Genomic DNA, 14,773 nt, shown 5'->3' on the forward strand with positions numbered 1-14,773 from the left:
GTGAGGATCCTCGCCGCAGTGCTCGGTTCCCCGATCGCACATTCGAAATCCCCGCTGCTCCACCGCGCCGCCTTTGCGGCTCTCGGCATGGAGTCGAGCGAATACTCCCGGTTCGAGCTCGAAGCTGCTGAGCTCGAAGGCTTCCTCGACTCCCATCCCGACCACATCGGGTTCTCACTGACGATGCCGCTGAAGGACCGACTCGTCACCCTGGCCGCCGAACGCGGGTGGAGTGTCGACGAGACGGCGGCACTGACTGCGGCCGGCAATACCCTCGTCCGCGGCAAGGACCAGGTGCGGGTGGCGAACACCGATGTCCGCGGAATCGTGCGCGCCATCGCCCCGCACATGGAATCGGATCCGTCCGCGGCCGATGGTGCGGGAGCCGGACGGGCGACGATCCTCGGCGCCGGGGCCACGGCCGCCTCGGCGCTGGTGGCCTGCCGCGATCTCGGGATCACTCACGTCGACTTCCGCGTCCGCAACCCCGACCGTGCACGCCGGGTCCTCGACCTGGCCGAGCGGATCGGACTGACTGCCTCGGTGGGGGACCTGGTCCGGGTCGCGCCGTCGGCGATCGTCATCTCCACCCTCCCCGCCGAGGCGGCCCCGAACCCGATCTGGGAGGCACCGGTCCCCGGTGGGGTCGTCCTCGACGTCGCCTACGCCGCGGAGTCGGTGTTCCTCACCGCGGCCGCAGCGCATGGCCTGCACCCCGTCGACGGCACGGCGATGCTCGTCGAACAGGCTGTCGCCCAGTTCGAGATGTTCCTCGCCGCCGCCGAGGTCGACGACTCAGCGATGATTGCGAACCTGCCCTCGTCGGAGAACCTGCCTGCAGGTGATGACCTGACCGCGCGGGTCGCAGCGGCCATGTACGCAGCGCTCGAGGGCCCGCCCGCCCGGGCTCAGGACTGAACCGGGGATCGCGATGGACACCGGAGTGCTGCACGGGTTGACCATCGTCGTCACGGTTCTGGCCGCCCTTGCCTGCGGCCTCATGCTTGCCAAAACCCCGCGGGTCTGGCTCAACGACTCCGCACACCTGCAGCTGTGGCAGGACTCCAGCTGGGCGCGCGGACCGGGTCCAATGATGGTCGGGCTCGTCATCGCCGCAGCAGTCTCCGTCGCCTTCACTCTTGCGGTGCTCGCACCACTGGAGACCGGGTGGAGCGCCTATGCGCCGCTGAGCGGGAAGACATTCGACCCTGGGCAGCCGAACCCGGCCGATCGCATCGTCTCCGCACTGCTGCTGGGCCTCGTCTCCGGTGCCACACCGTTCCTCGTCACCGCGGATCTCAGCGTGCGCAGACTGCCCGATCGGGTCGTCATCCCTCTGACGCTGGTCGCGCTGGGACTCATCATCACAGGCTCCGTGCTCGGGGCGCTGCCGATGTGGATCTGGTCGTTCTTCACCGGACTCGTCGCCATCGCCTTCTTCGCCGCAATGCACCTGCTGGGTCGAGTGCTCCGGGCGCGGACGATGGGGCTCGGGGACGTCAAGCTCGCGTTCATCGTCTTCGCCGTGGCCGGTCTCTTCGACCCGTGGGCACCTGTCGTCGTGCTCGTGGTGATGATGCTCATCGCCGGAGTCTGGGCACTCATCGGAGCGGTGCGAGCCCGGCAGGTCCGCGGAGTGACGATCGCGTTCGGGCCCGCCATGCTATCCGGCATGTGGCTGGGGTCCGTATTCGCCCCGATCGTTTTGTAGAATCGGTGGAATGTTGAGATGGCTGACTGCAGGCGAATCCCACGGCGAAGCGCTGACCGGGATCATTGAGGGGCTTCCCGCCCATGTACCGATCACCAGGGACGATATTCGTGCGAGCCTGGCTCGCCGCCGACTCGGCTATGGCCGCGGCGCACGTATGAAGTTCGAAGCCGACGAGGTGCGTCTCCTCGGCGGCGTCCGACACGGACGGACCCTGGGCTCGCCGGTGGCGGTCGAGGTCGGCAATACCGAATGGCCGAAATGGGAGTCCGTGATGAGCCCAGACCCCGTCGACGCGTCCGAACTCGAAGGACTGGCGCGCAATGCCCCGCTGACCCGGCCGCGTCCGGGGCATGCCGATATCGTCGGTATGCAGAAGTACGGCTTCGACGAAGCCCGACCCGTGCTGGAGCGTGCCTCGGCGCGTGAGACCGCGATGCGCGTGGCACTGGGTACCGTGGCCGCGAAGTTCCTCGGCGAACTGGGCATCACCCTCGTCTCCCACACCGTGGCGATCGGCGGAGCCGAACACGCCCCCGATGCGCTGCCCGCACTGCCGACCGCAGCCGATGTCGAGGCTCTCGACGCCGATCCGGTCCGCTGCTTCGACGCGGAGCTGTCGGCGGCGATGGTCACGGAGATCGACGCGGCGAAGAAAGCCGGAGACACTCTCGGCGGAGTCGTCGAAGTCCTCGCCTACGACCTGCCGCCGGGGCTGGGCTCCCACGTGCACTGGGACCGTCGACTCGACTCCCGCCTGGCCGGTGCCCTCATGGGCATCCAGGCGATCAAGGGCGTCGAAGTCGGGGACGGATTCCTCACCACGAAGCGTCCCGGCTCCCAGGCCCATGACGAATTGGAAGTCGGACCCGACGGATTCCGCCGCACAAGCAACCGTGCCGGCGGCACCGAAGGCGGAATGTCCACCGGCGGTCCGCTGCGTGTGCGTGCGGGAATGAAGCCGATCGCCACGGTGCCGCGCGCCCTGGCGACCGTCGACGTCGAAACCGGAGAAGCCGCGAAGGCGAACCACCAGCGCTCCGACGTGTGCGCAGTGCCCGCCTCAGGTGTCGTCGCCGAGGCCATGGTGGCACTCGTGCTCGCCGAGGCCGTCGCAGAGAAATTCGGCGGAGACTCCGTTGCCGAGACGAAGCGGAACCTGGACGCCTATGTCGCGGCCATTCCGGAGAACCTCCGCATCGGACGATGAACCACACCCCGCTGCCCAAACCGGTTCCGCCCCTGGAACCGGTCCCCGCCGCGTTCTCGCGCATCGTGCTCTCCGGGCCGCCGGCAGCAGGGAAGTCGACGATCGGTCGGCTTCTCGCTGACCGGCTGGGCCTGCCGCTGACGGACACTGACGCGAACATCGTCGACAAGTACGGTGTCATCTCGGAGATCTTCGTCGAACGCGGCGAAGATCACTTCCGGCGCATCGAACGGGAGGTCGTGCGCAGGGCGCTGCGTCGACTGCTCGATCGGCCGGGCATCGTCTCCCTGGGCGGAGGCGCGATCCTCAATCCCGGTACCCGGGCACAGCTGAAGCATCCTGCTATCAAGGTCGTGCACATCGATATCGATGTCGACACAGTCGCCCAGAGGCTGACCGCTCCGCATCGGCCGCTGCTGCGCGGCGCCGGAACCCCGGTGGAGAACTGGCTGGCGCTGGTCAACGAACGCGAACCACTCTACGAACAGGTTGCGACCTTCCGCGTCCAGGCCTCCAATTCACCGCCGTCGACGGTGGTCAATCGGGTCGTCGACGTCCTCACCGGCCTGCGGCGTGCCGAGGAATACGCGAAGTACGCCAATTCCGAGGACGACGGCTCTCACCACGAGAGCTGAGTACAGCCCCGGCGGTGAGACGTCTGCGACCAAACTGGTCGGATGTTTCGCCGCCGAGTGCCTGTGAGGGCTAGGCTGGGTCCGGCCAGCGGAAACGGCGTCTCGGAACCGAGCACGCACCGGGCGACCGAGCCTTGAGAGAAGACGATGAACGATCAGGAAGACGGACGAATGAGCCTCACACGCATCAATGTGGACGCCGGCGGGAACTACCCCGTCCTCGTCGGCCAGGGACTGCTCGGCGAACTGCCCGAGCTGCTCGGAAACCGCGTCGAGAAGGTCCTCGTCATCCACCCACGCGCACTGCGCACCACCGGTGAGACCGTCCGTGACGACCTCGCCGCCGCCGGTTTCGAGGCCGTGGCCGCGGAGATTCCCGACGCCGAAGAGGCCAAGCACGTCCAGGTCGCCGCATTCTGCTGGCAGGTCCTCGGCCAATCCGATTTCACCCGTACCGATGCCATCATCACCGTCGGCGGGGGAGCGGTGAGCGACCTCGGCGGATTCGTCGCCGCCACCTGGCTGCGCGGAATCAAGGTCATCCACATCCCCACCACCGTCCTCGGCATGGTCGATGCCTCTGTCGGCGGTAAGACCGGAATCAACACCGCCGAAGGCAAGAACCTCGTCGGCTCCTTCCACGCTCCCGCCGGAGTCCTCGTCGACCTGGACACGCTCGGGACCCTGCCGGAGAACGAACTGTTCACCGGACTCGCCGAGGTGGTCAAGACCGGATTCATCGCCGACCCCGCGATCCTCGATCTGGTGTCGAACCATTCGAAGGACGAGATCGGCGATGTGCACGGCCCCGTGCTGCGCGAACTCATCGAACGCTCCATCCGAGTCAAGGCGGAAGTCGTCTCCGGCGACTTCAAGGAGTCCGGACGTCGGGAGATCCTCAACTACGGCCACACCCTCGGCCATGCGATCGAGCACAAGGAGCGCTACCAGTGGCGCCATGGTGCCGCCGTGTCGGTGGGCATGGTCTTCGCCGCCGAGGTGGCTTCGATGATCAAGAGCCTGCCCTATGAGGTCGTCGACCTCCATCGCGAACTGCTCGGCAAGCTCGGACTGCCCGTCGGCTACCGCTCCGATGTGTGGCCGCAGCTGCTGGACACGATGAAGAGGGACAAGAAAGCGCGCGGAGCGATGCTGCGGATGGTGCTGCTCAGCGATATCGGCGAACCCAGCACCGTCGAGATCCCCGATGCCTCCATCCTCTTCACGGCCTACCAGGAGATCGGCGAGGATTCGCCGACGGTTCCGCTCGGCATCGGCATCGGCCTCAACTGACCCCGCCCGGATGGAAGGCTCCCGCCGGGCTTGCTAGAATTGCCCAGTGGCGCGTTCGTCGACCCCGCACCTCGGGGCAGTGAGGCGCGCTTTGCCGACTGCGATCACCATTCGGTGATCATGACTGAACCGAAGAAGGACGAATTAGTGGCGACAACGAACGACCTGAAGAACGGCCTTGTGCTCAACCTCGACAACCAGCTGTGGCAGGTGCTCGAATTCCAGCACGTCAAGCCTGGAAAAGGACCGGCCTTCGTCCGCACCAAGCTGAAGAACGTCATCTCGGGCAAGATCATCGACAAGACCTTCAACGCCGGCACCAAGGTCGAGACCGCGAACGTCGACCGCCGCGATATGCAGTACCTCTACCATGACGGCACCGACTACGTATTCATGGACGCGAAGGACTACGACCAGGTCAACATCTCCGCAGAACTCGTCGGCGATGCCGCGAACTACATGCTCGAGAACCAGGACCTGCAGATCTCCTTCCACGAAGGCACCCCGCTCTCGGTTGAGCTGCCGCCGTCGGTGGAACTGACCATCACCCACACCGAACCCGGGCTCCAGGGCGACCGTTCGACCGGCGGCTCGAAGCCTGCGACTCTGGAGACCGGCTACGAGATCCAGGTGCCCCTGTTCCTCGAAGAGGGCGTCAAGGTCAAGGTCGACACCCGCAGCGGCGACTACCTCGGTCGCGTCAAGTAAGTGGCATCGGCACGTACCCGAGCTCGTCGCCGGGCTCTTGAGCTGCTCTTCGAAGCAGGCCAGCGTCGGCTGGCCATGGACGAACTCGTCACCATGCGGTCGAACGATCCCGACTATCCGATGAAGGAATACGCGGTCGAGATCGTCAAGGGCATCACCGAGAAGCAGGCGGAGATCGACGAGATCATCTCCACCTATGCCGAAGGCTGGACCCTCGACCGGATGCCTGCCGTCGACCGGTCTCTGCTCGAGATCGGAACCTGGGAGATGCTGTACAACGACGAGGTCCCCGACAAGGTGGCCATCGACGAAGCAGTGTCCCTGGCCAGACAGTTCTCCACAGATGATTCTCCCGGTTTCGTCTCGGGGCTGCTCTCGCGCATCCTCGACGTCAAACCGACACTCATCTGAGCCGGCGGGTCCGGATTCCGGACCCGCCTGCCGGTGGGCATCCCACCGGGTCTACAATCGAATCGAACCACTCCTTTAACCACCGTCCAGAGAGGCGGAGAAGGGGAAATATGACACAGCGAACAGTGCTGGACGCCCCCGATATCTCGCGGGCGATCACCCGCATCGCTCACGAGATCATCGAATCCAACAAGGGCAGCGACGACCTCGTGCTCTTAGGAATTCCACGCCGCGGCGTCCCGCTCGCCCATCGCCTCGCCGAGGCGATCGCCTCCATCTCCGGGCAGCCGGAGACCGCAGCCGAACTCGCCGGCAGCCTTGACATCACGATGTACCGCGACGATCTGCGCGGCGGCTCCTACCGGGCGCCCGAACCCACCTCCATCCCGGCAGCGGGGATCGATGCGAAGACCGTCGTCCTCGTCGACGATGTGCTCTTCTCCGGACGCACCATCCGAGCCGCCCTCGACGCCCTCGCCGATGTCGGTCGCCCTGCCAAGGTCCGCCTCGCCGTCCTCGTCGACCGCGGCCACAGGGATCTGCCGATCCGGGCCGACCATGTGGGTAAGAACCTGCCGACGTCGAGCAGCGAACGCGTCAACGTCTCCCTGACCGAAATCGACGGAGACGACTCCGTGAGCATCTCGGGAGGCCGCGAATGAAGCATCTGCTCGACACTGCGACGCTCAGCCGAGAAGACGCCATCGGCATCCTCGACATCGCCGAGGAGATGACTCTCGTCTCCGAACGCGAAGTCAAGAAGCTGCCCGTGCTGCGCGGACGCACAGTGGTCAACCTGTTCTTCGAGGATTCCACTCGCACCCGACTGTCCTTCGAAGCCGCAGCCAAACGGCTCTCGGCCGATGTACTCAACTTCTCCGCGAAGGGATCGTCCGTATCGAAGGGGGAGAGCCTCCAGGACACCATCCAGACGATCTCGGCCATGGGCGCCGACGCCATCGTCGTCCGCCACTCGGGCGCCGGCACCGCACACCGCCTGGCCCACACCGGATGGATCGACGTCCCCGTCGTCAACGCCGGCGACGGCACCCACGAACACCCCACCCAGGCTCTGCTCGACGCATTCACCCTGCGCCGGGCACTGGCCGGAGTCCCCGCCTCGGGGCCGGTGGCCGGGGGGCCGCGAGGTCAGGGACTGGATGGCGCGAAGGTCGCCATCGTCGGAGATATCCTGCATTCCCGGGTGGCGCGGTCGAACGTCCACCTGCTCGCCGGCCTCGGCGCGGACGTCCACCTCATCGCCCCGCCCACCCTGTTGCCATGGGGAGTCGAGGACTGGCCGGTGACCGTCCACTTCGACTTCGATTCGGCCCTGAGCGCCGAGGACTTCGCAGCCGTGATGATGCTGCGGGTCCAGCACGAGAGGATGCAGGAGTCCTTCTTCCCCAATGAACGCGAATACGCCCGTCTGTGGGGACTGAGTGCGGCCCGACTGGCCAAGCTGCCGGAGTCGACCTTCATCATGCACCCGGGTCCCATGAACCGCGGTTTCGAGATCTCCGCTGCCGCAGCGGATTCACCCCGCGCCCTCGTCCTCGACCAAGTCGAGAACGGAGTGAGCGTGCGCATGGCGGTCCTCTACCGTCTGCTGACCGGTCAGGAGGAGACCAATGACTGATTACCTCATCCGCGGAGCCGACGTCCTCGGGCGCGGAGTCGCCGATATCGCGATCCAGGGAGGACGCATCGTCGATCCCGAGCTGCTGAGCACCGGCGATCACGAAACCGTCGAGGCGGCAGGCCTCGTGGCGCTGCCCGGACTCGTCGACATGCACACCCACCTGCGCGAACCGGGCAAGGAAGACGCCGAGACGGTGCTCACCGGATCACAGTCGGCGGCGTCGGGCGGATTCACCTGCGTCCACGCCATGGCCAACACCGCACCCGTGGCCGACACCGCAGGAGTCGTCGAACAGGTCCACCGCCTCGGCCGCGCCGCCGGTTTCACCGAAGTCGTGCCCGTCGGCGCCGTGACCTCCGGTCTCGAAGGCCGGCAGCTCGCTGAACTTGGGGCGATGGCACGCTCGGGTGCCCGCGTGCGGATGTTCTCTGACGACGGTATCTGCGTCTCCGATCCGCTGCTCATGCGCCGCGCCCTCGAATATGTCAAGACCTTCGACGGGATCATCGCCCAGCACGCACAGGAACCGCGCCTGACCGAAGGCGCACAGATGAACGAGGGAGCGGTCTCGGCCGAACTCGGACTGCCCGGCTGGCCCGCCGTCGCCGAGGAATCGATCATCGCTCGCGATGTGCTCCTGGCCGAACACGTCGGATCCCGGCTGCACGTCTGCCACGTCTCCACTGCCGGCAGCGTCGACCTCATCCGCTGGGCAAAGGCCCGGGGAGTCGCCGTGACCGCCGAGGTGACGCCGCACCACCTTATGCTCACCGACGAACTCGTGCGCACCTTCGACCCCGTGTACAAGGTCAACCCGCCGCTGCGCACGGATAGGGACGTGCAGGCGCTGCGGGCTGCCCTGGCGGACGGCACGATCGACGTCGTCGGCACCGACCACGCCCCGCACACCTCCGAACACAAATGCAGCGAATGGACCGCCGCGGCCATGGGCATGGTCGGCATGGAATCCGCGCTGTCCATCGTGGTCGCAGCCATGGCGGACCACGACTTCGACTTCGGCGATGTGGCCCGCGTGATGTCGTCGGCCCCGGCCCGCATCACTGGCGCCTCCGGGCACGGCAGCCTCGAGATCGGGGCCAGCGCGAACATCGTCCTCGTCGACTCGGCCGCACCGCACCGCATCGAACCCGCCGACCACGCCACGAAGGGGCGCAACAACCCCTTCGCCGGCGTCGAGGTGACCGCGAAGGTCACCGACACCTTCTTCTACGGCCACCGGGTCTTGGCCGCAGGGGCACTCACCACACCCCACCCGGCAGGAGCAACATGGACACAACAGTAGGCACACTCATCGTCGCCGCAGTCATCCTCCTCGTGATCGTCGCGATCGCGTGGGGATGGAGCCGACGCAAACAGGCCCAGTCAGAGGTCGCCTCCCCGCCGAAGCCCCATATCGGCATCAAATCCGTGTCCGAACCCGTCGAAGGCTCCTACGTGTCGACCACGAAGGCCGGCCATCCGCTCGAACGTGTCGCCGTCCACGGTCTGGGCATCCGCACCACCGGGGAACTCGTCGTCACCGACGGGGGAGTGATCATGGACCTGGCCGGACGAGAGGACTTCCTCATCCCTCGCCGCGACATCGTCTCCGTGGACACCACGAACGGGATGATCGGGAAATTCGTCGAACGCGGAGGCATCATCCGCATCACCTGGCACCTCGGCGACACCCTCGTCGACACGGGCTTCCGCGCCCGCTACGCCGCATCCACCACCCCCACCGTCGACCGCATCCGCGAAATGATCGAAGAGGCACAATGAGCTTTTCCACCACCCCCGCTGTCCTCGTCCTCGAAGACGGCCGGACCTTCCACGGATCCGCCTACGGACACCTCGGCGAGACCACCGGTGAGGCCGTATTCGTCACCGCTATGTCCGGCTATCAGGAGACGCTGACCGACCCGTCGTATCACCGACAGATCATCATCCAGGCCGCGCCGCACATCGGCAACACCGGCATCAACCGCACCGATGACGAGTCCGCCCAGATCTGGGCCGCCGGCTACGTCGTCCGCGACGCGTCCCGGATCTCGTCGAACTGGCGATCCGAAGGCGACCTCGTCGACTGGCTGACCGAGTCCGGCATCGTCGGCATCTCCGACGTCGATACCCGAGCCCTGACCCGACACCTGCGAGACAAGGGCGCCATGCGCGTGGGCATCTTCTCCGGACCCGCCGCCGAGGCGTCCGAGTCCGAACTGCTCGCCCGAGTCCAGGCCTCCCCGCAGATGGCCGGAGCCAACCTCGTGGACGAAGTCTCGATCACCGAGCCCACGCTCATCCCCGCGAAGGGGGAGAGGAAGTTCTGCGTCGCCGCCGTCGACCTCGGCATCAAATCGATGACACCCGAACGACTGAGCGAACGCGGAATCGACGTCCATCTGCTGCCGTCGACGATCAGCTTCGACGAGATCCGAGCCCTCGGCGTCGACGGAGTATTCTTCTCCAACGGCCCCGGCGACCCCGCCACCGCAGACGACCAGGTCGAACTGCTGCGTGCCGTCCTCGACGCGGGGCTGCCGTTCTTCGGCATCTGCTTCGGCAACCAGCTGCTCGGTCGGGCGCTGGGATTCGGCACCTATAAGCTGCCCTTCGGCCACCGCGGCATCAATGTGCCCGTAATGGATCGGACCACAGACAAGGTCGAGATCACCTCGCAGAACCACGGCTTCGCCGTCGACGCACCGCTGACGGGCGAGACCGTCGCCCCGCACAAGGCCGACTACGGCCGGGTGACCGTCTCCCATGTGTGCCTCAACGACGATGTCGTCGAGGGACTCGCCTGCCTCGACATTCCCGCCTTCTCCGTCCAATTCCACCCCGAGGCTGCGGCCGGCCCGCACGATTCGAGCTACCTGTTCGATCGCTTCGTCGACCTCATGTCCGCTTCCCAGGCCGATTCGGCTGTTCAGGCCTAAGGAGAACACCCAATGCCACTGAGACAAGACCTCAAATCCGTCCTCGTCATCGGCTCCGGCCCCATCGTCATCGGTCAGGCCTGCGAATTCGACTATTCGGGAACCCAGGCCTGCCGTGTGCTGCGCTCCGAGGGCCTGCGCGTCATCCTCATCAACTCGAACCCGGCGACGATCATGACCGACCCGGACATCGCCGATGCGACCTACGTCGAACCCATCGATCCGGAGATCATCGAGACGATCATCGAGAAGGAGCGCCCCGATGCGCTCCTGCCGACCCTCGGTGGACAGACCGCCCTCAACGCGGCCATTGCGCTGCACGATGCCGGAGTGCTCGAGAAGTACGGCGTCGAACTCATCGGCGCCGACGTCGATGCCATCCAACGCGGTGAGGACCGGCAGAAGTTCAAGGACATCGCCGAGGCCTGCGGCGCCGAGGTGGCCAGGTCCGCCATCTGCCACACCCTCGACGAAGCCCTGGCCGCCGCTGAGGAGCTCAGCTACCCGGTCGTCGTCCGTCCCTCGTTCACCATGGGCGGCCTCGGTTCGGGAATGGCCTACGACGAAGCCGATCTGCGCCGCATCGCCGGCGCCGGCCTGTCCGATTCCATCACCCACGAGGTGCTGCTCGAGGAATCGATCCTCGGGTGGAAGGAATACGAACTCGAGCTCATGCGCGACAACAAGGACAATGTCGTCGTTGTGTGCTCGATCGAGAACGTCGACCCCGTCGGCGTGCACACCGGTGATTCGATCACCGTGGCCCCGGCGCTGACTCTGACCGACCGAGAATACCAGTCGATGCGCGATATCGGCATCGCCATCATCCGCGCCGTCGGCGTGGACACCGGCGGCTGCAACATCCAATTCGCCGTCGACCCGAAGTCCGGACGCATCATCACCATCGAGATGAACCCGCGTGTGTCCCGCTCCTCCGCGCTGGCGTCGAAGGCCACGGGCTTCCCGATCGCGAAGATGGCCGCGAAACTCGCCGTCGGCTACTCGCTCGACGAGATCCCCAACGACATCACGAAGGTCACCCCGGCCAGCTTCGAACCGACCCTGGACTATGTGGTCGTGAAGATCCCGCGCTTCACCTTCGAGAAGTTCCCGGCCGCGGATCCGACCCTGACGACGACGATGAAATCCGTCGGCGAAGTCATGGCCCTGGGGCGCAACTTCACCACTGCGCTGCAGAAGGCCATGCGCTCACTCGAGCAGAAAGACGCATCCTTCAGCTGGGCCGACCTGCCCGACGTCTCCGACGACGACGTTCGCGAATCCGTGCTCGAAGCCATCTCGCACGCCACCGCAGACCGCATCCATTCGGTCCAACGCGGACTCGCCGCCGGGCTCAGTGCGGAAGAGGTCTTCGACGCCTGCGAGATCGACCCCTGGTACCTCGACCAGATCCAGCTCATCAACGAGGTGGCCGCCTACATCCGCGATGCCGACGAACTCGACGAACAGGTCCTGCGGGTCGCGAAGAACCACGGCTTCTCCGATGACCAGATCGCGGCCCTGCGTGTCCTCGACACCGGTGTCGTCACCGGCATCCGCCACGCCCTGCGCGTGCGCCCGGTGTTCAAGACCGTCGATACCTGCGCCGGCGAATTCGAAGCCAAGACCCCGTACCACTACTCGTCCTACGATGCCGAGACCGAGGTCATGCCGCGCGATCGTCCGGCCGTGATCATCCTCGGCTCCGGACCGAACCGGATCGGACAGGGCATCGAGTTCGACTATTCGTGCGTCCACGCCACAATGGCGATCGGCTCGGCCGGGTACGAGACGATCATGGTCAATTGCAACCCGGAGACCGTGTCGACCGACTACGACACCGCTGATCGCCTGTACTTCGAACCGCTGACGTTCGAAGACGTCATGGAGGTCTACCATGCCGAGCTCGCCGCCGGCGAGGTCCTCGGCGTCGTGTGCACCCTCGGCGGGCAGACCCCCCTGGGCCTGGCCGACAAGCTCAAGGCCGCAGGCGTGCCGGTGCTCGGCACCCAGCCCGAAGCCATCGACCTGGCCGAGGACCGCGGAGAGTTCGGCACCGTTCTCGACCGGGCCGGACTCACCGCACCCAAGCACGGCACAGCAGTGACCGCTGCGGAAGCCGCAGCGATCGCCGAGAACATCGGCTATCCGGTGCTCGTGCGTCCTTCCTACGTCCTCGGCGGACGCGGAATGCAGATCGTCTACGACCGCACCCAGCTGCTCGACTATATGGCCAGCGCCACGGAGATCTCGACGGACCGTCCCGTCCTCGTCGACCGGTTCCTCGAAGACGCCATCGAGATCGACGTCGATGCGCTCTTCGACGGCAACGAGGTCTACATCGGCGGAATCATGGAGCACATCGAGGAGGCTGGAATCCACTCCGGTGACTCCGCCTGCGTGCTGCCCTCGCTGACCCTGGGCGAAGACGTGCTCGAGCGTGTCCGCCAGGGTACGAAGGCCATCGCCGAGGGTGTGGGTGTGCGCGGACTGCTCAACATCCAGTTCGCCATCGCCGCCGATGTCCTCCACGTCATCGAAGCGAACCCGAGGGCCTCGCGGACCGTGCCGTTCGTCTCGAAGGCCACGTCGACCCAGTTGGCCAAGGCCGCGGCTCTCATCGCAGTGGGCCGTACGATCGACGATCTGCGCGGTGACCTGCTGGCCACGGAAGGTGATGGCTCGACCCTGCCGCTCGATCATCCGATCGCCGTTAAGGAAGCCGTCCTGCCGTTCCGTCGGTTCACCACTGTCGAAGGCAAGATCGTCGACTCGATCCTCGGACCCGAGATGCGCTCGACCGGCGAGGTCATGGGCATCGACCACAACTTCCCGACCGCCTTCGCGAAGGGACTGCTCGGAGCATCCGTGAAGCTGCCGACCTCGGGCACGGTCTTCGTATCGGTGGCCGATCGGGACAAACGCGCGATGGTGCTGCCAGTCAAGGAACTCGTCGACATGGGCTTCGACGTCGTCGCGACCACCGGCACAGCGGCAGTGCTCTCCCGCTACGGGATCAAGACCACGCAGGTGCACAAGCACTTCGAAGCCGACGCCGAGGACCGCACGGTCATCGACTACCTCACCGCAGGTACCATCGACATGGTCATCAACGTGCCCTCGGGTCGACAGGAACGCGCCGATGGATATGAGATCCGAGCGGCCGCGACCGCGAACTCCGTGCCGTTGATCACGACGTTGGCCGAATTCGCCGCCGCAGTGACCTCCCTCGAGGTCATCCGGGACTCGAAGTTCGACGTGCGCAGCCTGCAGGACTGGAGCGCCTGATGTTCGGCACCCGACTGGCAGTCGCCATGGACGAGCACGGACCGCTGTGCGTGGGCATCGACCCGCACGAGCATCTGCTGGCCTCCTGGGGGCTGCCGGCCACCGCCGCAGGCGTCCGGGAGTTCGCCCTCCGCACGGTCTCCGAACTCAAGGGCTCGGTGGCCGCGGTGAAGCCGCAGTCGGCGTTCTTCGAACAGTACGGCTCCGCCGGAGTCGCCGCTCTGGAAGAGACCCTGGCCGCGGCCAGGGATGCGGGGCTGCTCACCGTTCTCGACATCAAACGCGGCGATATCGGGTCGACCATGGGTGCCTACGCGAAGGCCTACCTCGACCCCGCCTCGGCGCTGGCTGCGGACTCGATCACGGTCTCGCCCTACCTCGGGTTCGGGGCCCTGGAACCGGCGTTCGAACTTGCGGCCGCCCACGGCAAAGGCATATTCGTCCTTGCCCTGACCTCGAACCCGGAAGGTGCCGAGGTCCAGCACGCCGCGAGAGATGGTGATTCGGTGGCGGGCTCGATCGTGTCCCGCGTGCGGCAGCGCAATGCTCAGGCACTGGTTTCGGCCGATGGGCTCGGTCCCTTCGGACTCGTCGTCGGGGCGACCATCGGCACGGCCGCCCAAGACCTGGGATTCGATCCCAGCGACTGCGGGGGACCGATCCTCGCCCCGGGCGTCGGCGCACAGGGCGCCGGCAGGGCCGAGCTGCGTGCGGTCTTCGGCGACCGAGCCCTGGCTTCGGGACAGGTGCTCGCCACCGCGTCCCGGGCAGTGCTCGGTGCCGGGCCCGAGGGACTGGCCGACTCCGCAGCCGCGCTCAACCGCGCGCTGACGGCAGCGGACTGAGCCTGGGCTTCGGATCGCAGGACTGTCAGAGGCATCCGGATCCGACGGTCATCCGGATGGTGGATTCCGGCTCGCCACGCCATAAATTTCT

14 protein-coding genes are annotated in these 14,773 nt (G+C 66.3%); all 14 read left to right on the top strand.

Annotated features, from left to right (window positions below):
- The 14 genes from BLU88_RS10615 (at position 1) to pyrF (ending at position 14,682) form a co-directional block, all read left to right on the top strand.
- Entirely contained in the window at positions 1-918 is a 918-nt protein-coding gene (locus BLU88_RS10615; protein WP_092013471.1) for a shikimate dehydrogenase family protein, read from the top strand.
- Positions 919-931: 13 nt separating this feature from the next.
- The gene (locus tag BLU88_RS10620) at positions 932-1,711 is read left to right on the top strand and encodes a prepilin peptidase (RefSeq protein WP_092013474.1); all 780 of its coding nucleotides are present in this window, start codon (positions 932-934) and stop codon (positions 1,709-1,711) included.
- A 10-nt stretch (positions 1,712-1,721) separates the two neighbouring features.
- Positions 1,722-2,921, top strand: a complete 1,200-nt coding sequence (gene aroC, locus BLU88_RS10625; RefSeq protein WP_092013477.1) for a chorismate synthase — start codon at positions 1,722-1,724, stop codon at positions 2,919-2,921.
- On the top strand, positions 2,918-3,556 hold the full coding sequence (locus BLU88_RS10630) for a shikimate kinase (RefSeq protein WP_092013480.1): 639 nt from the start codon (positions 2,918-2,920) through the stop codon (positions 3,554-3,556). The genes aroC and BLU88_RS10630 overlap by 4 nt, the downstream gene beginning before the upstream one ends.
- 171 nt (positions 3,557-3,727) lie before the next feature.
- Positions 3,728-4,849, top strand: a complete 1,122-nt coding sequence (gene aroB / locus BLU88_RS10635) for a 3-dehydroquinate synthase (protein WP_092017421.1) — start codon at positions 3,728-3,730, stop codon at positions 4,847-4,849.
- A gap of 147 nt (positions 4,850-4,996) precedes the next feature.
- Positions 4,997-5,557, top strand: a complete 561-nt coding sequence (gene efp, locus BLU88_RS10640; RefSeq protein ID WP_025777834.1) for an elongation factor P — start codon at positions 4,997-4,999, stop codon at positions 5,555-5,557.
- Positions 5,558-5,968 (top strand): transcription antitermination factor NusB, encoded by a 411-nt coding sequence (gene nusB, locus BLU88_RS10645; protein WP_092013483.1) that lies wholly within the window; start codon positions 5,558-5,560, stop codon positions 5,966-5,968.
- A 110-nt stretch (positions 5,969-6,078) separates the two neighbouring features.
- On the top strand, positions 6,079-6,630 hold the full coding sequence (pyrR, locus tag BLU88_RS10650) for a bifunctional pyr operon transcriptional regulator/uracil phosphoribosyltransferase PyrR (RefSeq protein ID WP_092013486.1): 552 nt from the start codon (positions 6,079-6,081) through the stop codon (positions 6,628-6,630).
- On the top strand, positions 6,627-7,607 hold the full coding sequence (locus BLU88_RS10655) for an aspartate carbamoyltransferase catalytic subunit (RefSeq protein WP_092013489.1): 981 nt from the start codon (positions 6,627-6,629) through the stop codon (positions 7,605-7,607). Before pyrR ends, BLU88_RS10655 begins: the two co-directional genes overlap by 4 nt.
- The gene (locus BLU88_RS10660; RefSeq protein ID WP_092013492.1) at positions 7,600-8,913 is read left to right on the top strand and encodes a dihydroorotase; all 1,314 of its coding nucleotides are present in this window, start codon (positions 7,600-7,602) and stop codon (positions 8,911-8,913) included. Before BLU88_RS10655 ends, BLU88_RS10660 begins: the two co-directional genes overlap by 8 nt.
- Positions 8,898-9,392, top strand: coding sequence for a PH-like domain-containing protein (locus BLU88_RS10665; protein WP_092013495.1), 495 nt, complete (start codon positions 8,898-8,900; stop codon positions 9,390-9,392). Before BLU88_RS10660 ends, BLU88_RS10665 begins: the two co-directional genes overlap by 16 nt.
- Positions 9,389-10,549: a glutamine-hydrolyzing carbamoyl-phosphate synthase small subunit gene (carA, locus tag BLU88_RS10670; RefSeq protein ID WP_092013498.1), complete on the top strand. Its 1,161-nt coding sequence runs from the start codon at positions 9,389-9,391 to the stop codon at positions 10,547-10,549. Before BLU88_RS10665 ends, carA begins: the two co-directional genes overlap by 4 nt.
- A gap of 12 nt (positions 10,550-10,561) precedes the next feature.
- Positions 10,562-13,837: a carbamoyl-phosphate synthase large subunit gene (gene carB / locus BLU88_RS10675; RefSeq protein ID WP_092013501.1), complete on the top strand. Its 3,276-nt coding sequence runs from the start codon at positions 10,562-10,564 to the stop codon at positions 13,835-13,837.
- Complete coding sequence (gene pyrF / locus BLU88_RS10680; RefSeq protein ID WP_092013504.1) at positions 13,837-14,682, top strand: orotidine-5'-phosphate decarboxylase; 846 nt, start codon at positions 13,837-13,839, stop codon at positions 14,680-14,682. Before carB ends, pyrF begins: the two co-directional genes overlap by 1 nt.
- The last annotated feature ends 91 nt before the right edge of the window (positions 14,683-14,773 follow it).

It is taken from the genome of Brevibacterium siliguriense (genome assembly GCF_900105315.1).
In the GTDB taxonomy this organism is placed as follows: Bacteria; Actinomycetota; Actinomycetes; order Actinomycetales; family Brevibacteriaceae; genus Brevibacterium; species Brevibacterium siliguriense.

Bases quoted from the DNA above. Each gene is read 5' to 3' on its own strand.
- BLU88_RS10620 (WP_092013474.1), top strand. From the start codon at position 932: ATGGACACCGGAGTGCTGCACGGGTTGACCATCGTCGTCACGGTTCTG.
- aroC (WP_092013477.1), top strand. From the start codon at position 1,722: ATGTTGAGATGGCTGACTGCAGGCGAATCCCACGGCGAAGCGCTGACC.
- BLU88_RS10630 (WP_092013480.1), top strand. From the start codon at position 2,918: ATGAACCACACCCCGCTGCCCAAACCGGTTCCGCCCCTGGAACCGGTC.
- aroB (WP_092017421.1), top strand. From the start codon at position 3,728: ATGAGCCTCACACGCATCAATGTGGACGCCGGCGGGAACTACCCCGTC.
- pyrR (WP_092013486.1), top strand. From the start codon at position 6,079: ATGACACAGCGAACAGTGCTGGACGCCCCCGATATCTCGCGGGCGATC.
- BLU88_RS10655 (WP_092013489.1), top strand. From the start codon at position 6,627: ATGAAGCATCTGCTCGACACTGCGACGCTCAGCCGAGAAGACGCCATC.
- BLU88_RS10660 (WP_092013492.1), top strand. From the start codon at position 7,600: ATGACTGATTACCTCATCCGCGGAGCCGACGTCCTCGGGCGCGGAGTC.
- BLU88_RS10665 (WP_092013495.1), top strand. From the start codon at position 8,898: ATGGACACAACAGTAGGCACACTCATCGTCGCCGCAGTCATCCTCCTC.
- carA (WP_092013498.1), top strand. From the start codon at position 9,389: ATGAGCTTTTCCACCACCCCCGCTGTCCTCGTCCTCGAAGACGGCCGG.
- carB (WP_092013501.1), top strand. From the start codon at position 10,562: ATGCCACTGAGACAAGACCTCAAATCCGTCCTCGTCATCGGCTCCGGC.
- pyrF (WP_092013504.1), top strand. From the start codon at position 13,837: ATGTTCGGCACCCGACTGGCAGTCGCCATGGACGAGCACGGACCGCTG.